The organism is Rothia sp. P100, assembly GCF_023712425.1.
GTDB lineage: Bacteria > Actinomycetota > Actinomycetes > Actinomycetales > Micrococcaceae > Rothia > Rothia endophytica.
In genome coordinates this window covers 965,987-989,200 of sequence record NZ_JAMAYG010000001.1, presented here as the reverse complement: position 1 = coordinate 989,200, position 23,214 = coordinate 965,987, and the positions used below count along the sequence as shown (strand labels likewise).

Here is a 23,214-nt window from a genome sequence, read left to right as displayed (position 1 = left end):
CGATGAGCGTTAGGTGCAGCGTGCACACCCTTTGGCTTTTTGTGCCCCCGGTCACTTATCCTGTAGATTTCAAATAGTAGTCCACAACGGGAGAGAGGGAGGAGATGGGTCAGAGCACCCCCAAAGCTGCCCGCGGCCTCGTGCTGCACGGCGAAATGAACATGACCCAGTGGCGTCTGGGTGCCACCGAAAGTTTCGGCGACCTCGCCATCACCTGCCCCAACCCCACCTCCTTCCGCGCTAGCGTCCGCACCGCGTCACTGGGGGAGGTTGAACTCTTTGACATGCGCACCCCGGCGCACACCGTCAGCCGTGACCCCAACCGCCACGACCTAGAACATGACGGCTACTGCAAGCTCAGCCTGCAGTTAGAAGGAGAATCTGTGCTCACCCAAGACGGGCGTAGTTGCACCCTAACCCCTGGTAGCCTGGCACTCTACGTCACCAAACGCCCCTACACCCTGGAATACACCGGCGATCAACGCAGCCTCATCGTGCTCTTCCCCCAAAATTTCGTGCAAATGAGCTCCGACTATATGGGCCTAATTACCGCCACCTCACTCTCAGATAGACAGGGCCTTGGTAAGGTAGCCGTCACCCTCTTTGAGCAGCTTGCCGCCAACCTTGAGGAGTTGCAGGGGGCGCACGCGCTCGCCCTCGTGCGCTCTGCCCTGGAAATGCTGATCACGGTCATGGCGGCGGAGTCCAGCAGCGCCGGGCGGGAACCCTCCAACCTGCTTTTTCACCAGGCGGTTGCCTACATTGAGGATCACCTGGGCGACCCGGAACTTAGCCCGGGGCGGGTAGCTGACGCCCTCTATATTTCCCTGCGGCAACTACACGGCAGATTCGCTACCAACGGGCTGACAGTAGCTACTTTTATCAGGACGCGCAGGTTAGAACGTATTCGGGACGACCTGGCCAACCCACTGCTACGCTCCGACTCGGTGCAGACTATTAGCTCCCGCTACGCCCTCTTTGACCCCTCCCATGTCAGCAAAACCTTTAAGGCCGAATACGGGGAAAGCCCCTCTGCCTATAGGGCGAGGATGCTGACTATCTAAAGCGCAACAGTCGCGTTGAATTCAGTACCACAAAGACCGAGCTGAAGGCCATAGCTGCAGCGGCAATCATGGGGTTGAGTAGGCCCGCTGCTGCCACCGGAATCGCCACCGTGTTGTAGGCGAAAGCCCAGAAAAGGTTGGACTTAATCAGGTTCAGGGTCGCGCGGCTCAGCCTGATTGCAGTGGGTAAGGATGCCAGGTCGCTGCGCATGATCGTCATATCGGCTGCTTCCATGGCAACGTCGGTGCCCGAACCCATCGCCACTCCCAGGTTGGCCTTCGCGAGGGCGGCGGCGTCATTCACTCCATCACCTACCATGGCAACACCACGGCCACCAGCCTGCAGCTGCGTCACCTTATCCAGCTTGTCTGCTGGGCTAACCCCGGCAAAAACGTGCTCCGGAGCAATGCCCACACGGGCGGCAACAGCGCGGGCCACCGGCGCGGCGTCTCCGGTCAAAAGAACCGGGGTGAGGCCCAACTTTTTGAGCTCGGCAAGGGCGGGTGCGGCGTCGTCCTTCGGTGAATCCTGCAAGCAGAGTAGGCCGGCAAGGTGACCCTCCACCGCCAGAAGTACGGTGGTTAGCCCCTCTTCTTGCAGGCTATGCACCTGCTGGCCGATAGCGTCAGAAACTTCAACGCCCTCGCTTACCAGGTGGGAGACTTGACCCACTATGGTGCGCACCGGCTGCCCCTGATAGGTAACGGTGGCACGCACGCCACCGCCTGCTACGGACTCAAAATCATCGACGGAGGCCAGTGAACCGTGTGCCCGGGCAGCCCCGGTAATTGCACGCGCTAGAGGGTGCTCGGACGGCGCCTCGGCAGCTCCTGCTAGTTGTAGTACCTGGTCTTCTGCCCAGTCACCCAGAGGCAACACGCGGTCAAGGGTAAGCTCACCGGTGGTCACGGTGCCGGTCTTATCGAGCACCACAGTGTCTACCGTCCGGGTGCTTTCTAGCACCTGCGCTGACCGAATCAAAATACCCAGTTGTGAGCCCCGCGAGGTACCTGCCAGCAGAGCGGTGGGGGTAGCAAGACCCAGGGCACAGGGGCAGGCAATCACCAGCACCGAAACCGCTGCGGTAAAAGCCGCGTTAACATCGCCGGTGACCAGCAACCAGCCCGCCAAAACCACCAGAGAAATACCCATCACGATGGGCACAAAAACCGCCGAAATACGGTCAGCTAGGCGGGCGATAGGCGCCTTGGTGGCCTGAGCCTCGGCGACCGCCCTACCCATCTGCGCCAGAACGGTATCGGCACCCACCCGGGTTGCCTGCACCGTCAGCGCACCGGAGGTGTTCACGGTCGCGCCCACCACCGCGTCTCCAGGGCCAACCTCAACGGGCACTGATTCGCCGGTCAGCAGGGAAGTATCCAGAGCTGAACGGCCAGAAATTACCTGCCCGTCCACCGCAACTTTCTCACCGGGGCGCACCAGGAATTCATCACCCGGTAGCAGATCTTTGACGGGAATCTGTACTGCCTGCCCCTGCCGCAGCACGGTGGCACTTTTAGCGCCCAAATCCAGGAGGTTACGCAGGGCCCGGGAAGACCTGCGCTGAGTGGAATGCTCAATCTGTCTGCCCACCAGCAGGAAGGTGGTAATCATGGTGGCGGCATCGAAGTAGAGCTGATGGTCCATGCCGTGCCCGCCACTGCTCCCACTGTGGGATGCACCCGCATGAGCCGTCATGGCAGGGTCAACAAGAAGCTGCCAGAGCGAAAAGACAAAACTGGCGATGACACCCAGGGAAATAAGGGTGTCCATGGTGAAGGAGCCATGCTTGAGATTGATCCAGGCGGGGCGGTGGAAGGGTAACGCCGCCCACGTGGCAACCGGCAAGGTCAGGGCGGCAACTACCCACCCCCAGTGCGGGAACTGGAAGCTAGAAAACATGGATATAAAGAAAACCGGCACCGCAAAAATCAGCGCCACCACAATACGGAGCGTCAGCGAGGTGCCCGCCTCCTGCTCATTTATCGGGGCATCTATCTCTTTGAGGCGTGCACTATAGCCAGCCTTTTCCACGGTTTCAATCAGCTGCTCATCGCTGATGTTCGCCGGGGCAATCACTCGGGCGGTTTCCAGAGGCAGGTTGACGGAGGGGTCCACCCCCAGCTTTTTCAGCTTGCGTTCTACCCGTCCCACGCAGGACGCGCAGGTCATACCCCCCACGTCCAGCGTGACGATGCGGGTTGGCTGGCTCAGGGTGTTAGAGACCTCCGGAGCGGAGGCCGAGGTGTCGGGTGTAGAGGTCATGGTGTGGTTTCCTCCATCGGAGGCATGGGTAAAGCGTCATGAGCAGGAGGTAATCCCTCTGCTGGTGATAGGTTGCCCATGCAGGTTGCGCTTACTTAACCAGGGTGAAGCCGGCTTCGGTAATAGCGGCTTCAATGCTGTCGTTGGTGAGGTTGCCGTCGTGGGTGATGGTGACGGTCGATTCTCCGTCCTTGACTACAGCGACCTCAACGTTGGTCACGTTCTCGATTTCTTCGAGCTCTTCGGTAACGCTCATCGCGCAGTGGTTGCAGGTCAGACCGGTTGCTTTGACGGTGGTTGCTGACATGGGTTTCCTCCTTGAGGTGGGTTAGCTTTTGACCAGTCGGCTAATGGCGGTCATAGCTTCGGATAATTTGGCGTCCAAGAGTTCTGGGTTGCCGCTTGTCTGCGCTTCGGTGGCTGCGCCGACCACACAGTGCCGCACATGGTCTTCTACCAGTTGTAGTGAGACGCTGTGCAGTGCCTTGTTGATGGCGGCTACCTGGGTGAGAACGTCGATGCAGTAGGTATCCTGCTCGACCATGCGGGCGACCCCGCGCACCTGCCCTTCAATGCGGCGTAGGCGCTTGAGGTAGGCGTCTTTCTCAGGGGTGTAACCATGGGGTGCAGTAGGGCTTGAATCTTCTTCGCACATACCTTTAATGTATACCCCATAGGGGTATATTTCAAGTGTCTTACCTCCGGCAGTTTTAAATCATCTCCGCAGTCTTAATAAGCCCCCTGTTAGACTGGGTGGCATGGCTTCATTCATCGAGGATTATGCTCTACTTTCAGATATGAACACCGGTGCTCTGGTCTCACGGGCTGGTTCTATCGACTGGTTCTGCGCTCCGCGCTTTGACTCCCGCGCGGTCTTTGCAGCTCTGCTGGGCGAGCGTGAGCACGGGCGCTGGCTCCTGGCTCCCCTCGAATCGGTGAACCCAGCTCCGGTAGAAGAGGTGCGTACTGAGCGCTCCTACCGCGAAAACACTTTCATTCTGCAGACCGTCTGGTTTGTGGGGGACGCCAGTGTGCGCGTCACCGAGTTTATGCCTCTTTCTGGCGGTACCACCATCGTCCGTAATGTTGAGGGCCTCACCGGTGAGGTCACCATATACCACGAGCTAGCCATGCGCTTTGACTACGGCAAGACCGTGCCCTGGGTGACCCGCTATGAAGGCACCAGCTCAGATGGTTCACCAGACCCGGATGCAGCCATGCTGGTGGGTATGGCTGGCCCCCACGCGTTGGTTTTCCACGGTGATAGTGTGCCTGAGGGTGACCCTGAATCCAAGGCGGAAACCTTCACCGTTTCAGCAGGTCAGAGCTACACTTTTGCGCTGTCTTACTTTGCCTCTAACCACAATCCGCCGGCACCGGTCGATTACGCCACGGCACTGACCTACACCCAGGATCAGTGGAGTGAGTGGTCTGATCTTTATACCGCTCCAGAAGAAGAAACTGAGCCTCAGGCCACTGGTGCTGATACGGCGGGCGCTGATACAGCCAACCCAGAAGAAATCTCTGCGGTGCGTTCGGTGCCCGAGTTTCAAGAGGATGCTACCGAGAGCCTCAAAACCTCCTCTATTCTGCTTGAAAGCGGGTCCAACACCAGTTCGCTAGAGGTCGATGAAGAAACCTACCGAGAACTAGCGCAGACCGCTGCCACGCCACTTGCCGTGCCTACAGAAGAGTCCCATCGCGAAGAGGCAGACGCCCGCTACCGCGAAGCTCGTCTACGCTCACTGCTGGTGTTGCGTGCTCTGATTTCACGGGAGACCGGTGCGCTGGTTGCCTCAGCGACCACCTCTCTGCCTGAGGTCATCGGCGGTAAACGCAACCACGACTTCCGCTTCACCTGGCTACGCGATGTCGCTATGGCTATGGACGTCACCCTAACCCACGGGCACGAGCGTGAAACTGCGCAGCTGCGCAACTGGATTCTGCGCGCCCTTGCCAATAACCCGCGTCAGATTCACGCGGTCTATGGGCTGGCGGGCGAGAAGGACGATATGGAGCGCCGCCTGGCGCTCCCAGGCTATGAGGGCTCACAGCCGGTTCGTTCGGGCAACGGTTCTGGTGACCAGTTCCAGGGGGATGCCCTGGGGCAGGTGCTGGTGACCTTTGCGAACCTGCGTGAGCAGGGTGTGGCTGAAGATCACCTGTCCTGGCCCATCCAGAAGGCACTGCTGAACGCGGCCACTGAGCGTATCGGCGAAACTGACCGGTCGATGTGGGAAATCTACGGTGAACCTTCCACCTACACCCACTCTCAGGCGATGCTTTGGGCTGCTTTTGATGCTGGTGTATCAGCGGTCCGTGATTACGGCATGGACGGCGACGCTGCCACCTGGGAAGCCTGCCGTGACACCGTGGCTGAGGACATTCTGACCCGCGGTTATAACGAAGCTTTGGGTTGCTTTGTCTCAACCTACGGTGGTTCTAGCGTGGACGCTTCCCTGCTGCAGCTACCCCAAATTGGGCTGGTTGCTTGGGATGACCCGCGGATGCTGGCGACCGTCAAGCGTATCGAGGAAACCATCCAACATGCTTCGGGCATGATTTACCGCTATGACAACTCCGATTCGCATGACGGTTTTGAGGGGCAGGATAACCCCCACTTTATCTCCACTCTGTGGCTGGCTGAGCAGTACATTCGTTCAGGACGTGAGGCAGACGGCCGCGCACTGCTAAACCTGGTGCTGGATTGCGCCAATGACCTGGGCTTGATGAGTTCGGAGTACGACTTTGCCCATGAGCGTTTGACCGGTAACTTCCCGCAGGCTCTTGCTCATATTTCTTTGATTCGTGTGGTTCAGGCGCTGGGTCTTTAGAGACTAAGGGCAGCTTCCCAAAGGATAGTTACACCAAAAATCACCAGCACGGTGCCTGCCACTCCGTCAATTACTAGGGTGGCGCGTGGGTGCAAGAGCCACTTCATAGACAGGGACGCTAGGGCGACGATGACCGCGAACCAGGCGACGTTGATACCACCGTGGATGAGCGCCAGGTAGGTGCCCATCAGCAGTGGGGGCACGGTAGCAACCATAAAAGGTGGCACCGTGGCAATGTAGAAAACCGCGATTTTTGGGTTGAGAATGTTGGCTATAAAGCCCGCTAAAAAGTCTCGGTAGACCCCTGCGCTAGGGGTGCTTGCTGAATTAAGGTTTCCCACGGGAGTCTCGGGGGTTGGCAAACTGGCTAAGGCGGCGTCCTGCGTTTTGAGAGCGGTCACTGATCCCCAGTGGCGCAGATTGAGCAGAAAACGTACGCCCAGATAGATGAGGTAGGCACCGCCTGCCAGGGTGATGGCATCAAAGACGCCCGGGGCCGTTGCCATGAGCACCGCCAGGCCGGTGGCTGCCGCTACGCCCCAAATGAGCAGGCCAGCGGTGATACCTAGAATGCAGGCAAAGGCAGCGGTTCTGCCCCGGGCTACGAGGGAGCGCAGCACCAGGGCGGTATCAGTGGCGGGAATAATGGTGATCAGAAAAGTGATACCCGCAAAACCAATCAGTGCCTGGCTAAGAGTCATGGGCACACGCTACCAAGGCAGTTTTACTACGTGCAAGAAAGTTTTGGGATGTAGGACGGGGGTGTTCTAGGTGTGCCGATAGTAGCCGGCTTGAGCTCTGACCGGCCTGGGGTCTAGGGTGCTTGACGTGCCCACTTGGCGGCGCGGGCGGCACAAATCATCAGCTGTACCTGGTGGAAAACCATCAGCGGTAAAATAATGGCGCCAACTGCGCCACCACCGAAGATGACCGCTGCCATGGGGACCCCGGTTGCCAGTGATTTTTTGGAACCACAGAACTGAACTGCCACCCGATCACCGTAGCTAAAGCCCAGCTTATTAGATACAAAGCCGCTGAACCAAAGCATGAACTCCACAATGAGCAGGGACAGAATCACCAGGACGACCAACTGCCAGATGCCGATGCGGGACCACACGCCGTCCACAATGCCCGCTGAAAAAGCGGAATAGACCACCATGCCAATAGAGAGTCGGTCAACGTTTTTGGTGAGTTTGTTTTTAGCAATCCCACCCACCCAGCGGCGTAGAAGCTGGCCGATGAGGAAGGGCAGGAGAAGCTGAATAGAAATATCCAGGAAGGCGCTACCAGAAATAACTAGGTCACCATTACGCATCAGCAGCATCACCAGCAGGGGGGTGAGCAGAATACCGGCGATATTAGAGGCACTGGCACTGACGATAGCGCCGGCGACGTTACCGCGTGCAAGCGAGGTGAAAGCTACCGATGACTGCACGGTGGAGGGCACCAGGCACATGAAAAGTAGACCCAGGTAGAGCTCCTGACCCAACACATAGGTCAGGGGGTAGAGCGCTAAACCCAAGAGGGGGAAGACCAGGTACGTGAAGCCCAGAATGGTGCTGTGCAGCTTCCAGTGTTTGAGGCCCTGCAACGCTTCGGTGGGCGAAAGGCGGGCACCGTAGAGGAAGAAGAGCAGGGCAATAGCTATTTTTGTGGCCAGACTGAAGCCCTCAGCAAAGTCGCCGCGGGCTGGTAGAAGAATCGCCAGGATAACCGCCACAATAATCAGCATAATCAGCGGATCCGGGCGGCGGGCCAGCAAGTTTTTCAGGGTCATTCTAGGTTTCACGAGCCCCGGTTTAAGCGGGGTTCTGAGGGCCAGTTGTGCCCTCTGAGTTGCCGGGTTCGTCCGGGGTTTCTGGGGCAGGACACTGGGGTGCGTCCGAGCTGGAAGCTTCAGGGTCTGCCTGCGATCCAGTGCCGGCTGGTGTTGCAGCCCCGCGCACCGGGTCACCCAAGCTGCCGGGCATATCGCCGCGGAATTGCGGGGGCACCCAACCGGCGTAGAGCATGTCGCCCACGGCGCGGTCGCGGTACTGGGCAGGCTCGCGGTAGACGGTCTGTACTGAACCCCAGTGCTGGTTTTCTTCACGCTCGGGGTAGGTGAGCATGAAGTCGCTGGCCTGCAACGGATCTGGCCAGGCGGCTGCCGGTTCGGCGGCGGGCACGGCAGAGAGGGGGTAAACCGGGTTGTTCTTGGGACGCCAGACCAGGCGGCCGGGCTCGGTACGGTCGCGCAGGGCGTGGGCACGCCAGGTGATGGGCGGGTGGGTGGTATTGAGGTTAGCCAGCCAGGTGAAGAAGCCCCTCTCGTAGACGGCGCGGTTGGCGAGCTCATGAAAGTTCACGTCGTTCATCAGGTACTTACCGGCGGCAAGCACGGAGGTGGTGGTTTCGGCGCCTTCGGGGCAAAAACGGTAGCCAAAGTTATCGGCGGTATATTCCTGGGTGCGGGAAAGCAGTGTGCCTAGGAAGGGAATCTGTGTAAAGAAGGAAGTGAAAATCAGGCGGAAATAGCTGACGTGGCCAGCGGCGATATGGCCCACTTCGTGCCCAATGATGAAGCGTAGAGCCTCGGGGTTGCGTGCCTCCCCACCGATTTCAAAGAGGTCTGAGTAGATAACGATGAAGCGGCGGTGCCCGTGCCCGGAGGCAAAAGCGTTGATGACGCCGTTACCTGCCACCACGTAGGCGTCCGGCACACGGCGCAGACCAGCGGCGTGGGCTGCTTCGACCACCATTTGGTAGCCCTCGGGGAACTGGGTGGGCGACATACGCACACCCTGGATGCGCATCTGCGCGTAGTTCATGGCGCGCACAAAGAAGACGATGATGGGCAGGTAGAGGGCAATCACGATGAGCTGTAGTACCAGGTTGCTGGGGGTCCAGAAGAAGTCTGGTTCCAGAATGAAGCGCATGAACTGCACAGTTAAAAAGATGGCGCCGCCGATGTAGACCATGAAGGTCAGGGCATAGGCCATAGCCACTAGCGGCACTTCAGCGGGGTGACGGATGGCGTTGAGGAATCTGAAGGGCAGCAGGGATTGGAAGCCAAAGAGCTTGGGCTGCGGTAGCGGTGAGATGGGGCGCTGGCGGGTATCTTCGGGCAGCCAGCCGCGCGAGAGGTCATCGGGTAATGGGGTTCCGGGTTGCTGAGCCGCCTGCTGCTGGGGCGGTTCGATGCCGTAGGGTGTTTCGCTCATGCGTCTCTCGCTGGTTAGACCTGTACTTCCTGTATAACACTAGCAAGAAAGCGGGGAGGGGGCGCGAGTTAGGTGGCGGGCAGAACAAGAAAGGACGGCGGGGCGCTCGCGATTTTCTATACTCCCCAACCGTACAGGAGGAGCTGCTCTGAAACATAAGCTCTCCGAAGGAGTCCTATCGCGTGAGTCAGTCATGCTTTTCTGCTGACGCTGGCGGTGGGAGAGCAGCACAGTGGAACCTCCGCGCCTCGGGCATAAGAAAACCGCTACACACCCCTAGGGTACGTAGCGGTCTTCAAGGACTGAAGCCGGGCTACTTGGTCAGCGCCTCGGTTGCCTCAGCGATAGCCTTTTCCTCGTTGGTGGGAACGACCAGTACGGGGATAGCTGAGTCCTCGGTGGAGATGATGCGGGGCTCATCGCCACGTACCTTGTTGGCTTCGGCGTCCAGCTTGATGCCCAGGGCACCCAGGCGGGAGATAGCCAGCTCGCGGAACTGTGAGGAATTTTCACCGATACCTGCGGTGAATACCAGCGCCTGCATACCGCCAACAGCTACATGGTAGCCACCGATGTACTTAGCCAGGCGGTAGGAGGTCATGTCCAATGCCAGTTTGGCGCGCTCGTCGCCACCCTCCATTGCCTCAACAACCTCGCGCATATCGTTGTTACCGGCGATAGCTAGCAGACCGGACTGCTTGTTAAGGATGGTGTCCATCTTCTCAGCGGTGATTTCGGGGTTCTGAATCATCACAGAGGTCAGTGCTGAGGGGTCAATGTCACCGGAGCGGGTGCCCATAATCAGACCAGCCAGGGGGGTGTAGCCCATGGAGGTGTCGATGCAGGCGCCTTTTTCGATAGCGGTGATTGAAGCACCGTTACCCAGGTGGGCGATGACGCCGTTGAACTCGCTGCGCTCTACGCCCAGGAAGTCAGCGGCAATGCCGGTCACGTAGTCGTGGCTGGTGCCGTGGAAACCGTAGCGGCGCACACCGTACTGCTCGTAGAAATCCTCGGGAACAGCGTATCGGTAAGCATGTGCGGGCATGGTGCCGTGGAAAGCGGTGTCAAAGACAGCGACCATGGGAACACCGGGGTAGGTTTCCTGCGCTGCACGGATACCCAGCACGTGGGCGGGGTTGTGCAGGGGAGCCAGCGGTGAGAGCTCATCAATCTTGGTGATGACGTCCTCGGTAATGATCACGGGCTCAGAGAAAATCTCGCCGCCGTGCACCACGCGGTGGCCGATAGCGTCGATGGTCTTGCCGTGCAGGGGCTCAACCAGTGCCTCAGCCATAATGTGCAGAGCTTCGGTGTGAGTGGGAATCTCAGCCCCACCAATGTTTTCGATTAGGCCCTTAGCAATGACCTGGGCATCTTCGCCGGTAGCTGCGGTGTCGCGCACCTGGTATTTGACTGAGGATGAACCGCAGTTGATAACGAGAACGAGCATGAAGTGTTTTCCTTCTAATAGTTGAAAAGTCTTTATGGGGGCAGCCGACCGGGCGTACTTTTGCTAGGTGGCAGGTATGCACGCGCCTGGAGCCAGATGGCTCGGGGCTGGCGTGAATCACGCGTGAGCGCTAGCGAACCCGTGAGAGGGTCAGCTGGCGAAGGCGCGTGCATGCCGCCGTACCTGGTCAGCCAGCCCGCATCCTTGCGGAGCCTGAATTACAGGGTCTGTGCCTGGATCGCGGTGATAGCTACGGTGTTGATGATGTCATCAACGGTGCAGCCGCGGGACAGGTCGTTCACGGGCTTGCGCAGGCCCTGCAGGACGGGGCCAACTGCAACTGCGCCGGAGGTCTGCTGGACAGCCTTGTAGGTGTTGTTGCCGGTGTTGAGGTCGGGGAAGATGAAGACGGTTGCTTTACCTGCGACCTCAGAGTCGGGCAGCTTGGATGAGGCGATGGACATGTTGGATGCCGCGTCGAACTGGATGGGGCCTTCGAAGGCGAAGTCGGGGTTGGACTCGCGGAGCTTCTCGGTCGCTTCGACTACTACCTCGACGTCTGCGCCGGCGCCGGAGGTGCCGGTGGAGTAGGAGAGCATGGCGACCTTGGGGTCTACACCGAACTGGCGGGCAGTTTCAGCGGAGGCGATAGCGATGTCAGCTAGCTGCTCAGCGTTGGGGTTGGGGTTGACTGCGCAGTCACCGAAGACCAGCACGCGGTCTTCCATGAGCATGAGGAAAACGGAGGAGACGACCTTGACGCCGGGGCGGGTCTTAACGAATTCCAGGGAGGGGCGGATGGTGTTGGCGGTGGTGTTTGCTGCGCCGGAGACCATGCCGTCCACGATGCCCTTGTGAACCATCATGGTGCCGAAGTAGGAGGGGTCCATCATGCGGTTGCGGGCGCCTTCAAGAGTCATTCCCTTGTGGGCGCGCAGTTCAGCGTAGGTGGCGGCAAAGTCATCGAAGTATTCGTTGTTATCGATGTCGATGATGGTGACGCCGCGCTTGTTCCCGTCCGCTACGGGCAGGTCAATGGATTCGCGCTGGCAGATTTCAGCGATTTGCTGGGGGTTACCGATGATGACGAGGTCGCAGAAGTCGCGGCGCACGATGATGGACGCGGCGCGTAGGATGCGGGGGTCGTAGCCTTCGGGCAGGACGATGGAGCGGCGGTCGCTGCGTGCCTTTTCGATGAGGTTATGCAGGAAGCGCAGGGGGGTCATGGTGGCGGGGCGTTCAAGTTCTAGACGCTCGAAGAGCTCCTTTTCGTCCACGTTGCGGAACCATTCGCCTAGGGCGGCTGCGATTTTACGGGGTTGTGCGAGGGCTAGCTGACCGCGTACCTGGGAGACCGCGCGCCCTGCCTTGAAGGTATCCAGCTGGGTGGAGAAGACGGGGAAGGGTGCTTTTTCGACCAGCTGGCCGATGGCGGTGTTGCTGCCTAGTTCGTTGGTCAGGCCGCCGGTCAGTAGCATGCCAGACGGTGCGGGGAAGCTGGGCGCCAGGGCAGATGCCAGGGTGGCCACCATGATGTCTGAGCGGTCCCCGGGCACGATGACGAAGTCGCCGTCGGTGAACTGGGAGAGGAAGTTAGAGACGGTCATAGCCGCAATTTTGATGTCGTGGATGTCGCGGTCCAGGAAGTCAGCGCTCATACCTTCGCCGTTCAGACCAAGGTTGTGCACAACCTCTGCCACGGTGGGCAGCGCCATTTCGGGCAGTTCGGGCAGAACGTAGACGGGTCGGTTGGAGGGGCCGCGCTTGACGTTCTTTGCGATTTCATCGCGTAGCTCAGGGCGGCAACGGTTAACCATCATGGCGAGCACATCGACTTTGGCGTTGTGCAGTTCGGTGCGGGCAACGTCGATGGCGTTCACGGCATCAGAGACGGATGCTTCCTGAGCGCCAACCACGGCGATAACGGGCAGACCGAGGTCTCGGGAGAACTGGGCATTGAGGTCAAACTCAACGGTGGCTGCGTTGTGAGAGAGCAGATCGGTGCCGTCTACGATAATCACGTCGCAGTGGGCTGCCATTTGGGAATATACCGATACGGCAATAGAAGACATTTCTTCGTGGTTGCCTTCTGCCAGCAGTTCGCGGCAGCGATCTAGTGAGACACCGCCGCGGGCCTGGTCCTCGGTCAGCTCGTATTTGGCGCGTAGCAGTCGAATCAGGGGGTCGTGTGATTCGATTTCACCGGCGAAAACGGGGCGGAAGAAGCCCACACGGTCGGTTTCTTTGACGAGAGAATCGAAGAGGCCAAGTGCGATGAGGGACTTGCCGGAGCCCTGTGTCATCGCTGAGATGTATATGCCGTTGGTCATCAGTGTCTATATTCCTTGTGGCGGGTTGGGCCCTCGCGTCAGGCTCGGTGCGGGCGCGAAGGGGGCGCTTTGCCTTACCTTCGAGTTTATTCCTTGAGGTGAGTTTTAAGGGCTATACGCCGTGTGTTTGTGTGACATCTCATGTGTGCTTGCTGCAGTGATGCACGCTGACAGTCTGTCATCTCCCGCCCATCCTCGGCGGGGGTAAGGTGGTGGTCAAGTATTACTCATTTCAAGGAGCCTGCCTGTGAAACTGTCCGCTCGTGCCCGTTCTCTTGCCCTGCCCGTTATCGCGCTGCTAACGCTCAACGCCTGCGGTGGAGCGGCTGACAACGCTAACTCACCAGTAACTCCTAGCACCACCGTTTCTAGCGCCCCTGCGTCCTCGAGCAATCAGGAATTTCTGAGCGAAACCGAAACCGGCGTGCGCACTCAGGACGGCTATCACCTCAACAAAGTTACCGAAGGTGCCCCCACCGTCACTCTTTTTACTGACCTAGAGTGCCCTTACTGCGCCAAGGCCGATCCCACTTACGCGCAGGTGGCGGGGGAGCTTGAAGGCACCATGAACGTGACCGTCAAGCACTTCCCGTTGCCCATGCACGATAACGCCGTTCCCGCTGCACAAGCAGTTCAGGCAGCAGAACTACAGGGGGCCCACCAGAAAATGGCGGACCATATTTACAAGCACCAGAGTAAGTGGAAAGAACTCACCACTTCTGAGAGTCTGGTTGAGGCATTCACCGGTTACGCAGAGGAACTGGGGCTTGATCAGGAACAATTTGGTGCTGACCTGAACCGCGATGACCAGTTCGACCTGATTCAAAGTGAGTATGAAGAAGGTAAGACAGCGGGAGTGACTGGCACGCCTCAATTCGTGGTCGATGGTCAGGTAGTGGCAGGGGTGGAGTCCTCCACCTCAGTGGAGGCTATGGTGGCCGCGTTTAGGACGGCAGCTAACCTCTAAAACCGTTCCCTGCCCCGCTGTACGAGGCATTGACCCTTTGAATACGCTTCTTTCTTGCCTAAAGTGGAACTATGAAGATTGCCCTCTGCCAGATTCAGTCCACCAAAGATATCTCCGCTAACCTGCGCTTACTCCGTGAGTACACCGAAGCTGCGGTGAGCAAAGGGGCACGCCTGGTGGTCTTTCCCGAGGCGAGCATGGTCAGTTTTGGCGGCTCCCTCTACGATGACGCAGCCCAGCATGAGCTCAGCTTCCGCCAGACCCTGGGCAACCTGGCGAGGGAGCACCGCGTGACCGTGGTCGCCGGCGGTTTTGCCCCCGTGCAACTGTCAGATGAATGGAACCTGCGGGTGCATAACAACCTCTATGCCTTTGACCAGAATGGCGTGGAGACGGTCTACACCAAGGTGCATCTCTACGACGCTTTCGGCGTGAAAGAATCAGACGGGGTCAAAGCGGGTAAGGAGCTAAAACTCATTACCGTGGACGGCGTGAAAATTGGGCTTGCCACCTGCTATGACGTGCGTTTCCCCAAGCTTTTTGCAGACTATTCACGTGCGGGTGCGCAGGCGACCATCGTGTCAGCTTCCTGGGCTGGTGGCGAAGGCAAGGTGGAGCAGTGGCAGATTTTGACGAGCGCCCGCGCCCTGGATTCCAACATGTTTATTCTTGCTGCTGACCAAGCCTCTCCGGCGGTGAGTGACCCGCGCGTTGATATGACCCAGCCGCTGGGTGTGGGGTATTCCAGGGTGGTTAGCCCCTTCGGCCGAACCCTGGTTCAAGCGGGGGAGGCGCCCGAGGTGCTGATTGCTGAGCTAGATTTAGGTGAGGTCGCCCAGGCCAAAAAGACGCTACCGGTTGTAGAGCACGCGAAGCTGGGCTACTAGGTCACGCAAGGACTTATTGAGCTAAAAGCCAAGTGCCCTAGAAAGCTCCTGCCACCCCGCGTAGCCTAGGATTAAACCCGCCACCGGGGCGGGTGAGCAAAGGAGCATCTCATGGCTAAAGTAACGATTATTGGCGGCCACGGTAAGGTCGCCCTGCTAGCAGAGCCCATGCTGGTGAGTAAGGGGCACACCGTTCAGGCGGTGATCCGTAGCGAAGACCAGTCGGCAGATATTGAGGCAACCGGGGCAACCCCCGTGGTCGCCGATATTCAGAGTCTTTCTATCGAGGAGCAGGCAGACCTCTACCGCCGACTAGGCACTGAAGTTCTGGTATGGAGCGCCGGTGCCGGCGGTGGCACCCCCGAGCGTACTTATGCCGTTGACCGCGACGCCGCGGTGCGTTCTATGGAGGCCGCCAAACAGGCAGGAATTAAGCGCTACATCATGGTCTCTTATAACGGTGCGGGCGCTGATCACGGCATTGAACCGGAACATTCCTTCTACCCCTACGCCCAGGCTAAAGCCGAGGCAGATGAGCACCTGCGTAACTCGGGGCTAGACTTCACCATTCTAGGGCCCAGTGCCCTCACCCTGGATCCCGAGGGCCCCATTAGCGTAGGCGTCGCTACCGGTGATCATCAAACCTCCCGCGCCTCCGTCGCTCGCGCTATCGCGGTCACGGTTGATGATGACAGCACCGTGGGGAAGGCAATTCCCTTCACCGATGGGGCCACTGATATTGCTGCGGCTCTGGCGTCCGCGCCGCAGAGTCTGGTCTTACAGTAGAAACTTAAGTTTTCTAGTGAATCGGGGCACCTGCTTAGAGCAGGTGCCCTTTTATATATGCGGGCAAATTACTAGAGTGGGCTTATGGGTTTCTTTGATTTTCTCTCTGATAGCAGGGCACCGAAGCAAACGGCTGAACCTGCTGAAGCGCAGTTGACCGCCACCGTCCACGGTCGGGTGCAGGGCGTGGGTTTCCGCTGGTGGGTTGCCAGTAAGGTAAAGCCTCTGGGGTTGGTTGGCTACGCCAAAAACCTTGATGACGGAACTGTTGAGATCATCGCCCAGGGCCGCCGAGCGGACTGTGAGAGTCTGCTTGCAGCCCTTAAGTCGGGCGATACCGCCGGCCACGTAGAGCAAGTGCAGGCTGAGATGGGTGAGCCAGAAGGGCGCTACAAGAGCTTCGGCATCTACTAGCGGGTTGTGGGCGCCGTTCGTTCCATTGGATATCTACTATTTATCGGCAAATGGAACTAGAAGTGCCCAAAACGGTAGGGTCATTCTATGACCAAGAATATCCAGCTCTCCTTTTCGGGGCTTTCTGCTTCCGTTGCTCGCGATGGTTTCAGCAAGACGGGGTACATCCTCGAAATAGGGGGCGCTGAACAGTCCCATGTGGATCTCGCCAACCCCGACCACATTTTCTATGAGTACCTGCGCCGCATTGGCCACCTAGCTGATTTGGTAGCACCGGCAGGCCAGCCTATGACTGCAGCGCACTTGGGCGCCGGTGCCTTAACTCTGGTGCGCTATGTGCAGGCGACCCGCCCTGGGAGCCGCCAAATTGCCGTGGATATTGAACGGGAACTACCCAGCTTTGTCATTTCCCAACTGCCCCTTCCTGTAGGCACCGACTGCCAGATCCTTATCGAAGACGCGGCGGCAGCTGCGCCTTACCTTAAGGGCTACCTAAATGCCCCAGAAGGCATAGACCTGTTGGTGCTCGATATTTTCTCGGGATGGTCCGCTCCCGAGCACCTCACTACACCCGGCTTTTACACTGACCTGCGTGATGCCTTAGCTCAAGAAGGCATGCTGGCAGTGAACGTGGGGGACGATGCCGGGCTAACCTTCTTCGCCGCCCAGGCACGCACCCTGCTAGAGATTTTTGAGCACGTGTGGTGCCTGACCGAAAGCTCCATGCTGACTGCTCACCATGCAGGCAACCTGATTCTGGTTGGTTCACAACGACCGCTGGATGCAGACACCCGCGCCCGGCTTCTGGAGGCCGGGCCGCACCCGGCGTCCGTGCTGGACACTCATGAGCTAGCGGGTTGGGTGAGCGAACTCTAACCCTTCTCGACCCTTTGTGGTTTCGAGCCCTGTGCGGTAGCGTCCTCAATCATGGGCAGGGACGCGGTCACCGGCGCTACCTCACCCAGCTGCACCTCTTTAGGGCCGGGATTTTTGCGGGCGGAAAGGGTCACGCCCACGCTGGCGGCAATGAGCAGGGCGATGGCTAGCCAGCGCACTGGCCCGGTGACCTGCCCTAGAAGTAGGAAACCGGCAATCGCGGCTACAGCTGGTTCTAGACTGAGCAAAATACTAAAGGTGTTGCGGGGCAGACGGCGCAGGGCCATGAGCTCCAGCGTGTAGGGAATGAGAGAGGCTAGCAGACCGGTGCCGATGGCGAGTAGAAGTAGATGGGGGTCAGTAACACCTTTTAGTGCCCCTGGCGCACCTAGCGGGAGCAGGAACACTGCGGCAAAAGACATGGCAACCGCCAGCCCGCCGGTACCTTCAACCGCCTGCCCCACTTTGGCGCCGGCGAGTACATAGAGCGCCCAACCTAGCCCAGCAATCAGGGCAAAGAGCACCCCTAAGGGGTCGTAGTCGGTAGCATTGTTGATGCTCTCGTACCCCAGCACTCCCATGCCCAGGAGAGCGATGCCCAGCCAGAGAAAGTCAATACCGCGGCGGGAGAGCGCAGCGGCAAGCACCAACGGCCCCAGAAACTCGATGGTGACGGCAAGTCCGATGGGGATTCGCTCAATAGCGGCATAAAAGGTGCCATTCATCAGCGCCATAGAGCCGCCAAAGAGTGCTACAGCCTTCCACTGCTCGGCACTCCACTGGCCTACCCTGGGGCGCACCATCAGGGTGAGAACCAGCGCCGCAACGCCCAGACGCAGGGTGGTGACGCCCCAGGAACCCAGCTGCGGGAAAAGTTGGTAGGCGAAGACCGCCCCGAACTGTAGCGATAGGGCGGAGCCAATGACCAGGGCAACACCGGTGTAGGTGCTATGGGCGCTGGGATGCTGTGTCATGGGGTCCTTCCATATGGGGGTACATGCTTTCAAGAATGCACCGAAAAAATAGGATAGTCTAGCGAATGAATTTGATGAAAACTCATCATTTTTTCTTATGAATGGTAGTGGAGTATGCTCAACCTCAATCGTTTGCGGATGCTTAGCGAACTGTCACGGCTAGGAACCCTGGCAAAGGTCGCAGAATCCCTGGCCTATTCCCCTTCAGCTATATCTCAGCAGTTGGGGGTGCTAGAAAAAGAAACCGGCGTTCAGCTCCTAGAAACGGTAGGACGCGGGGTTAAACTGACCCCCGCCGCCCTGGTGCTAGTGGCTCACACCGACGCTGTGCTGGCACGACTTGAAGAGGCAGAATCTGAGCTGGCAACATTCCGAGGTGGGCATACTCTACGCCTGGCAACTTTCCAATCCGCGGTGATTGGTATGGCACCCCGGGCACTGACCTTGCTTGCCGAAAACTATCCTCACATCAATGTGGAGCTCTCCCAGCGTATGGTCCACCAATCATACGAGGGGCTCTTAGCACACGAGTTTGACATCATCATTGGGGAGGAATTCCCGGGTTTACCTGCCCCTGCCTACCCCGGTACGGTACGCAATCCTTTGCTGAAAGATGCCTTGCGCTTGCTTTTACCGGTCACTGGCGCGCTGGCCGACCCACCTACTCAACTAGCTGACCTGGCGAAGGCTCCCTGGGCTTTCGACCCGCCTCATACGGTTGCGGGGCAGTGGAGCCGCAATGTTTGCCGGGAGGCAGGCTTCGAACCCATCGTAAAGTTTGAAACCAATGATCCCCTGCTCCAGGCCAACCTGGTGCGGGAGGGCCTGGCTTTGGCACTAGTACCTTCACTGATACCGGCAGAAGCCCTGCCCGGCACCCGATCTGTGGCACTTGCGGGCAACCCGCACCGTGCCCTCTATACGGTGGTGCGGGCTGGCAATGCCGCCCACCCCGCCGTCATCGCTTGCAAGGAAGCGCTAGAGACAGCGGCTCGAGAGAACGTCATCCTTGAGTCTGACTTTGAGTTGGAGAGTTAATATGCTGTGCCCTGGGCGTACATACACCAAGTAGACTGTTCATATTGGGAGCCGGGGCAGTAAGCTAGCGGTATGTTTGATATGTTCAATGCCTCCAGTGCCTTTGATGCTGATGGCAAGCCCAAGCCCGCTGTGACCAAAGCTGTTGACACCGTGCTGAAGGTGCAGCGCCCCCTCATTCTTTCCGGGCTCAAGAAGATGCGCGAGAAATACCCCCATGAGACCCCTGACCAGCTAGCGAAACGCCTTGAAAAAGCCTACCTGCGTGATGTCACCGTTGGTGGCGGCGCGGTAGGTGCCTCAGCTTTCGTGCCCGGTTTGGGAACGGCAGCCTCCGTGGGTCTGTCCGTCTTGGCTGTGGGTGGCTACCTTGAGCGAACCGCTATTTACGCTCAGTCTATGGCGGAGCTGCACGGCGTGCACGTAGAAGACCCCGATAAAGCCCGTCTCATGGTCATGGCGATCATGCTGGGTGAGGATGGTTCCGTGCTCATGAATTCCATGCTCGCGCACACCGGTAAGGCCGGTGGTGTCTCCCGTAAGTGGGGCATGATGATGGGCTCTAAGGATTCCGGAAAGATTTTCAGCGTGGAGCGCACCATCCGTAACATGTTCATCAAGCGCTTCCTTACCCGCCAGTCCGGTGCTCTGCTGGGCCGCGCTATGCCCTTTGGTATCGGTGCAGTGGTCGGCGGCGGTGCTAACCTGGCACTGGGTCGAGCTGTGGTGAAGTCAGTTGCCGAAACTTTCGGAGCCCTGCCCGCAGTTTTCCCTGCCGATCTTAATAGCAACCGTGCACCCAAGCTGGTGGACACCGCCGCTCAAGGCGTCAAGAACCCTGAGGCTGACACCGAGGGCGGCGCCGCGATCGAAGCCTAGAGGGCTACGCTCCAGCATCCTTTCATCTTCACCCACCCTGTCTGAGCCAGTACCTGGTCCGGGCAGGGTGGGTTTTTAGTGTCTTAGAATGAAGCCATGACTGACTCTGCTCCCGGTACGCCCCCGGCTGGCCAACAGCCTCAACCGCTGGCGGTTCGCCGCCTCAAGAAGCTACGCCTGAGGCACCCTGATGACACCCCGGAGCAACTGGTGAGCAGGGTTAGCGCCGTCTTTATCAGAGACTTTACCCTGGTGGGCGGGGTAAGTGCAGGTGCTGAGCATTTCACACCCGGTGCGGTAGGTAGGTTCACCCGCAACCCCAAGATTGCCCTGGCAACCCGTGCGGCGGCTCACCTGGGGAGTGCCGGTCAGAAAATTGCAGGTGTGGGGCAGAGCGCTCAACAAGGGGTCAATACTGCGGCTCATGTGGGCTCAGCCCAGGCTATTAAGACCTACGTGCACGCGCTGGCGCTCTTACACGGCAGGCAGGTAGCAGATGCTGAGGACGCCGCGGAGCAGCTTTTGGGCGGGGGAGTCAATGACCTCCTGGCAGCTTTGGATGCACCCCGGCAGAGCACCCCGCAGGATCAAAGTTTCAGCCTGCTAGGTGCTATCGGGGTCTTTGCAGCCCGTAACCCTCAAGCTTTTCTGCTCATCAAGGCAGGCGAGCAGTTAGCTAAGACCGGTAGCGCTGTGCTGACCAACAGCAAAGAACGCAAGCTTTTTGCTGCCAGCCTGGTGGAACAGCTGGCCGAGCAGTTGGGGGAGCCACCGGCAGACTTTCCCCAGTTTTTAAGCCGGGAGGCACTCAAGGACTCCCGAGCAAAAGCCTCCGATATCGCCGACGACGCAGATACCCTCGCTGAAGAGGGGCAGGGGCCAGGCGGCATCCTTGCAGAAGGTGCAGAACAGACGAAGGGAGCTCCACCGGTTCAAGACCCTATTGAGCTACCGGAGAATCACCCTGGAGCTATCGGCGCCCGGCTTGCCGCCCGCGCTTATATGAAGGCGCGCGGGCGGATGGGGCGCTAAACGCTAGCGGTTAGCGTGCTCCAAGAGCTGGGCTGCTAGACCGGTGTAGGTGTGAGGGGTTAGCTCGCTCAGGCGCTTTTCGGCGTCATCTGATAGACCCAGCTCTGCTACAAATTCCTTGAGACGGGTGGCGTCCACGCGCTGACCGCGGGTTAGGTCCTTGAGACGTTCGTAGGGGTTCTCCATGCCTTCAACACCGGCAATAGCTTCGGCGCGCATGACCATCTGAATGGCCTCAGCCAGAACTTCCCAGTTCTCATCCAGGTCAGCGGCAATGACGTCGGTGGCGATGTCCAGGCGTTCCAAGCCTTTGACCACGTTAGAAATCGCCAGCACCGAGTGGCCGAACGCCACACCGATATTGCGCTGGGAGGACGAGTCGGTGAGGTCGCGCTGCCAGCGTGACTGCACCAGCGTTGAAGCCAGAGTATTCAGCAGACCGTTGGAAATCTCAAGGTTAGCTTCTGCGTTCTCAAAACGAATGGGGTTAACCTTGTGCGGCATGGTTGAGGAGCCGGTAGCACCTGCCACGGGAATTTGACGGAAGAAACCGATAGAGATATAGCTCCACACGTCGGTGCAGAGGTTATGCAGCACCTGGTTGAAGTGGGCGATGGAGGAGTAGAGCTCAGCCTGCCAGTCGTGGTTTTCGATTTGGGTGGTCAGGGGGTTCCAGTCCAGACCCAAGCCGGTGACAAAGTCTTCTGAAATCCTCTGCCAGTCAGCACCGGGTACAGCCACAGTATGGGCTGAGTAGGTGCCGGTTGCGCCGTTGATTTTGCCCAGGAACTCGGCGTTTTCAACCTGCTTAATCTGGCGGTTCAGGCGGTAGGCAAAGACAGCCAGTTCCTTGCCCAGGGTTGAGGGAGTAGCGGGCTGACCGTGGGTACGCGAAAGCATGGGCACCTCGCGGGCCTCTTCTGCCAGCTTCATAATCTGCTCTACCAGGCCGCGGGCTGCAGGCAGCCATACATTGGTGACGGCGTCCTTGATGCCCAGGGCGTAGGAGAGGTTGTTGATGTCCTCACTGGTGCACCCAAAATGAACCAGGGGGGTCAGGTGGGCAAGTCCCAGAGCATCGAGGCGGCGACCAATGAAGTACTCCACCGCCTTCACATCGTGAACGGTAACCGCTTCAATCTCAGCTAGTTCAAGGGCAGATTCTTCGGTGAATTCGGTGACGATGGCGCGCAGACCATCGCGCTGGGCGTCCGTCAGGGGAGATAGGCCGGGCAGGACAGAGTGATCACAGAGGTAGATGAACCATTCCACCTCTACATGCACGCGGTCACGGTTGAGTGCGGCTTCTGAGAGGTAGTCAACCAGAGTTTCGGTGGCGGACTTGTATCGGCCATCTAGAGCGCCGAGGGCTAGACCGGCGCCGGTGAGTGAGTGGCGTCCGTTGGGCAGTGTGGTGCAGTTATCACGATGAGACATAGGTCTAGTTTCTCACGGGCACGAGGGGTTCTGCACCTTTGACGTCTCTCTGTATCGGCCTGTGTGCACCGGGTGGTCATACCCCGTCACAGGTTCACCACTTTTCTTCTCGCGGGTGCCGCCCTTGCCTGTTCTGGAGAGTGTGCCTTATCCACAGGGGTGCTGGCACGGTGCCAAGACGGTTTCCCTTTTTTATGCTGTGGGTCATGTGAAGCGTGAAAGGAGAGCCAAATGGCTAGCACAGTAGACATAATGGCGGCGGTGGGCCGCGGCGGGCTGGGTTCGGGCGCCGCGGCGTCCGCTAGCGCTTCAGCCAGTGGGCTAGCGGCGCGAGTGCGAGAATGGGCGCGGGCGCTCGGGGCACATATTGACACCGAAGTGCAAGAGCTAGAGAGCATTGCTGCCGAAAGTAGGGCCTACTCTCTGGAGAGTTGGCGCTCGCAGGCAGCGGTAGCTTTTAGGGACGCTTTGGTTCAGGAACAGGTAGCCAACGCAACTTTTCAAGGGGAGCTGGAAACAGCGGCAACGTACACCCGACATGCCGGTGAGAGTATAGCGGCCAGTCTTGATGCCCTGGCCGCCACCCTGGGCGGGGTGGGAGCCCTCATCGATAATGCTCTGCTGGGTATGAGTCAGGTTGAAGGTGTTCTGGATGATGTAATCGTCCATGCCGACCGCTCCGGTTTGATCCTCCTGCAGAATGAGTTGCAGAGCCACTTAGCTGACCCCCTCTTGAACCAGGTGGCTGGTGCACTGTCGCAGGTGGGGAGGTAA

The 23,214-nt window shown here is 59.0% G+C and carries 21 protein-coding genes; 11 read left to right on the top strand and 10 right to left on the bottom strand.

The features are described from left to right. Positions 1–104 precede the first annotated feature (104 nt). Positions 105–1,064 (top strand): AraC-like ligand-binding domain-containing protein, encoded by a 960-nt coding sequence (locus M3668_RS04540; protein WP_251379598.1) that lies wholly within the window; start codon positions 105–107, stop codon positions 1,062–1,064. On the opposite strand, the gene M3668_RS04535 is transcribed toward M3668_RS04540, so the two are convergent. The 3 genes from M3668_RS04535 to M3668_RS04525 all read right to left on the bottom strand — a co-directional run bounded on the left by M3668_RS04535 (position 1,057) and on the right by M3668_RS04525 (position 3,985). Beyond that, entirely contained in the window at positions 1,057–3,330 is a 2,274-nt protein-coding gene (locus M3668_RS04535) for a heavy metal translocating P-type ATPase (RefSeq protein WP_251379597.1), read from the bottom strand. The genes M3668_RS04540 and M3668_RS04535 overlap by 8 nt on opposite strands. 91 nt (positions 3,331–3,421) lie before the next feature. Continuing rightward, the gene (locus M3668_RS04530) at positions 3,422–3,637 is read right to left on the bottom strand and encodes a heavy-metal-associated domain-containing protein (RefSeq protein ID WP_237203017.1); all 216 of its coding nucleotides are present in this window, start codon (positions 3,635–3,637) and stop codon (positions 3,422–3,424) included. Positions 3,638–3,658: 21 nt separating this feature from the next. Next, complete coding sequence (locus M3668_RS04525; RefSeq protein ID WP_251379596.1) at positions 3,659–3,985, bottom strand: metal-sensitive transcriptional regulator; 327 nt, start codon at positions 3,983–3,985, stop codon at positions 3,659–3,661. A gap of 103 nt (positions 3,986–4,088) precedes the next feature. Here M3668_RS04525 and M3668_RS04520 point away from each other — a divergent pair, with 103 nt between their 5' ends. Then, entirely contained in the window at positions 4,089–6,164 is a 2,076-nt protein-coding gene (locus M3668_RS04520) for a glycoside hydrolase family 15 protein (protein ID WP_251379595.1), read from the top strand. On the opposite strand, the gene M3668_RS04515 is transcribed toward M3668_RS04520, so the two are convergent. The 5 genes from M3668_RS04515 to pta form a co-directional block, all read right to left on the bottom strand. After that, the gene (locus M3668_RS04515) at positions 6,161–6,865 is read right to left on the bottom strand and encodes a LysE family translocator (protein WP_251379594.1); all 705 of its coding nucleotides are present in this window, start codon (positions 6,863–6,865) and stop codon (positions 6,161–6,163) included. The two genes, M3668_RS04520 and M3668_RS04515, sit on opposite strands and share 4 nt — an antisense overlap. Positions 6,866–6,978: 113 nt before the next feature. Continuing rightward, on the bottom strand, positions 6,979–7,941 hold the full coding sequence (locus M3668_RS04510) for a bile acid:sodium symporter family protein (RefSeq protein WP_251379593.1): 963 nt from the start codon (positions 7,939–7,941) through the stop codon (positions 6,979–6,981). A gap of 22 nt (positions 7,942–7,963) precedes the next feature. Further along, entirely contained in the window at positions 7,964–9,367 is a 1,404-nt protein-coding gene (locus tag M3668_RS04505; RefSeq protein ID WP_251379592.1) for a M48 family metallopeptidase, read from the bottom strand. Positions 9,368–9,680: 313 nt separating this feature from the next. Beyond that, positions 9,681–10,820 (bottom strand): acetate/propionate family kinase, encoded by a 1,140-nt coding sequence (locus tag M3668_RS04500; protein WP_251379591.1) that lies wholly within the window; start codon positions 10,818–10,820, stop codon positions 9,681–9,683. Between the two features lie 218 nt (positions 10,821–11,038). Then, positions 11,039–13,150 carry a phosphate acetyltransferase gene (gene pta / locus M3668_RS04495; RefSeq protein WP_251379590.1) on the bottom strand — a complete coding sequence of 704 codons (2,112 nt, stop codon included), beginning with the start codon at positions 13,148–13,150 and terminating at the stop codon, positions 11,039–11,041. A gap of 247 nt (positions 13,151–13,397) precedes the next feature. On the opposite strand from pta, the gene M3668_RS04490 reads away from it, so the two are divergent. The 5 genes from M3668_RS04490 to M3668_RS04470 all read left to right on the top strand — a co-directional run bounded on the left by M3668_RS04490 (position 13,398) and on the right by M3668_RS04470 (position 17,080). Continuing rightward, entirely contained in the window at positions 13,398–14,117 is a 720-nt protein-coding gene (locus M3668_RS04490; RefSeq protein WP_251379589.1) for a DsbA family protein, read from the top strand. 71 nt (positions 14,118–14,188) lie between these two features. Beyond that, positions 14,189–15,004, top strand: coding sequence for a nitrilase-related carbon-nitrogen hydrolase (locus M3668_RS04485; protein WP_251379588.1), 816 nt, complete (start codon positions 14,189–14,191; stop codon positions 15,002–15,004). A 111-nt stretch (positions 15,005–15,115) separates the two neighbouring features. Beyond that, positions 15,116–15,790 carry an SDR family oxidoreductase gene (locus M3668_RS04480; RefSeq protein WP_251379587.1) on the top strand — a complete coding sequence of 225 codons (675 nt, stop codon included), beginning with the start codon at positions 15,116–15,118 and terminating at the stop codon, positions 15,788–15,790. Between the two features lie 84 nt (positions 15,791–15,874). After that, the gene (locus M3668_RS04475) at positions 15,875–16,204 is read left to right on the top strand and encodes an acylphosphatase (RefSeq protein ID WP_251379586.1); all 330 of its coding nucleotides are present in this window, start codon (positions 15,875–15,877) and stop codon (positions 16,202–16,204) included. Between the two features lie 87 nt (positions 16,205–16,291). After that, entirely contained in the window at positions 16,292–17,080 is a 789-nt protein-coding gene (locus M3668_RS04470) for a spermidine synthase (RefSeq protein ID WP_251379585.1), read from the top strand. Here the strand turns inward: M3668_RS04470 and M3668_RS04465 are convergent. Then, positions 17,077–18,054, bottom strand: a complete 978-nt coding sequence (locus tag M3668_RS04465) for an EamA family transporter (protein WP_251379584.1) — start codon at positions 18,052–18,054, stop codon at positions 17,077–17,079. The two genes, M3668_RS04470 and M3668_RS04465, sit on opposite strands and share 4 nt — an antisense overlap. A 114-nt stretch (positions 18,055–18,168) precedes the next feature. Here M3668_RS04465 and M3668_RS04460 point away from each other — a divergent pair, with 114 nt between their 5' ends. From M3668_RS04460 to M3668_RS04450, 3 genes are all read left to right on the top strand, one after another. Next, complete coding sequence (locus tag M3668_RS04460; protein ID WP_251379583.1) at positions 18,169–19,092, top strand: LysR substrate-binding domain-containing protein; 924 nt, start codon at positions 18,169–18,171, stop codon at positions 19,090–19,092. A gap of 72 nt (positions 19,093–19,164) precedes the next feature. Next, positions 19,165–19,971: a di- and tripeptidase gene (locus tag M3668_RS04455; RefSeq protein ID WP_251379582.1), complete on the top strand. Its 807-nt coding sequence runs from the start codon at positions 19,165–19,167 to the stop codon at positions 19,969–19,971. A 96-nt stretch (positions 19,972–20,067) separates the two neighbouring features. Continuing rightward, positions 20,068–21,003, top strand: a complete 936-nt coding sequence (locus M3668_RS04450) for a hypothetical protein (protein WP_251379581.1) — start codon at positions 20,068–20,070, stop codon at positions 21,001–21,003. A gap of 3 nt (positions 21,004–21,006) precedes the next feature. Here M3668_RS04450 and purB read toward each other — a convergent pair whose 3' ends face one another. Then, positions 21,007–22,440: an adenylosuccinate lyase gene (gene purB / locus M3668_RS04445; RefSeq protein WP_251379580.1), complete on the bottom strand. Its 1,434-nt coding sequence runs from the start codon at positions 22,438–22,440 to the stop codon at positions 21,007–21,009. 231 nt (positions 22,441–22,671) lie between these two features. Here purB and M3668_RS04440 point away from each other — a divergent pair, with 231 nt between their 5' ends. Beyond that, positions 22,672–23,214, top strand: a complete 543-nt coding sequence (locus tag M3668_RS04440) for a hypothetical protein (protein ID WP_251379579.1) — start codon at positions 22,672–22,674, stop codon at positions 23,212–23,214.

What these genes read in the sequence shown, in the direction of transcription:
- M3668_RS04505 (WP_251379592.1), bottom strand. Translation starts at nt 9,367, where the DNA reads ATGAGCGAAACACCCTACGGCATCGAACCGCCCCAGCAGCAGGCGGCT.
- M3668_RS04510 (WP_251379593.1), bottom strand. Translation starts at nt 7,941, where the DNA reads ATGACCCTGAAAAACTTGCTGGCCCGCCGCCCGGATCCGCTGATTATG.
- M3668_RS04465 (WP_251379584.1), bottom strand. Translation starts at nt 18,054, where the DNA reads ATGACACAGCATCCCAGCGCCCATAGCACCTACACCGGTGTTGCCCTG.
- M3668_RS04530 (WP_237203017.1), bottom strand. Translation starts at nt 3,637, where the DNA reads ATGTCAGCAACCACCGTCAAAGCAACCGGTCTGACCTGCAACCACTGC.
- M3668_RS04460 (WP_251379583.1), top strand. Translation starts at nt 18,169, where the DNA reads ATGCTCAACCTCAATCGTTTGCGGATGCTTAGCGAACTGTCACGGCTA.
- M3668_RS04520 (WP_251379595.1), top strand. Translation starts at nt 4,089, where the DNA reads ATGGCTTCATTCATCGAGGATTATGCTCTACTTTCAGATATGAACACC.
- M3668_RS04500 (WP_251379591.1), bottom strand. Translation starts at nt 10,820, where the DNA reads ATGCTCGTTCTCGTTATCAACTGCGGTTCATCCTCAGTCAAATACCAG.
- M3668_RS04455 (WP_251379582.1), top strand. Translation starts at nt 19,165, where the DNA reads ATGTTTGATATGTTCAATGCCTCCAGTGCCTTTGATGCTGATGGCAAG.
- M3668_RS04470 (WP_251379585.1), top strand. Translation starts at nt 16,292, where the DNA reads ATGACCAAGAATATCCAGCTCTCCTTTTCGGGGCTTTCTGCTTCCGTT.
- M3668_RS04440 (WP_251379579.1), top strand. Translation starts at nt 22,672, where the DNA reads ATGGCTAGCACAGTAGACATAATGGCGGCGGTGGGCCGCGGCGGGCTG.
- M3668_RS04515 (WP_251379594.1), bottom strand. Translation starts at nt 6,865, where the DNA reads ATGACTCTTAGCCAGGCACTGATTGGTTTTGCGGGTATCACTTTTCTG.
- M3668_RS04525 (WP_251379596.1), bottom strand. Translation starts at nt 3,985, where the DNA reads ATGTGCGAAGAAGATTCAAGCCCTACTGCACCCCATGGTTACACCCCT.
- M3668_RS04535 (WP_251379597.1), bottom strand. Translation starts at nt 3,330, where the DNA reads ATGACCTCTACACCCGACACCTCGGCCTCCGCTCCGGAGGTCTCTAAC.
- M3668_RS04475 (WP_251379586.1), top strand. Translation starts at nt 15,875, where the DNA reads ATGGGTTTCTTTGATTTTCTCTCTGATAGCAGGGCACCGAAGCAAACG.
- M3668_RS04540 (WP_251379598.1), top strand. Translation starts at nt 105, where the DNA reads ATGGGTCAGAGCACCCCCAAAGCTGCCCGCGGCCTCGTGCTGCACGGC.
- purB (WP_251379580.1), bottom strand. Translation starts at nt 22,440, where the DNA reads ATGTCTCATCGTGATAACTGCACCACACTGCCCAACGGACGCCACTCA.
- M3668_RS04485 (WP_251379588.1), top strand. Translation starts at nt 14,189, where the DNA reads ATGAAGATTGCCCTCTGCCAGATTCAGTCCACCAAAGATATCTCCGCT.
- M3668_RS04450 (WP_251379581.1), top strand. Translation starts at nt 20,068, where the DNA reads ATGACTGACTCTGCTCCCGGTACGCCCCCGGCTGGCCAACAGCCTCAA.
- pta (WP_251379590.1), bottom strand. Translation starts at nt 13,150, where the DNA reads ATGACCAACGGCATATACATCTCAGCGATGACACAGGGCTCCGGCAAG.
- M3668_RS04480 (WP_251379587.1), top strand. Translation starts at nt 15,116, where the DNA reads ATGGCTAAAGTAACGATTATTGGCGGCCACGGTAAGGTCGCCCTGCTA.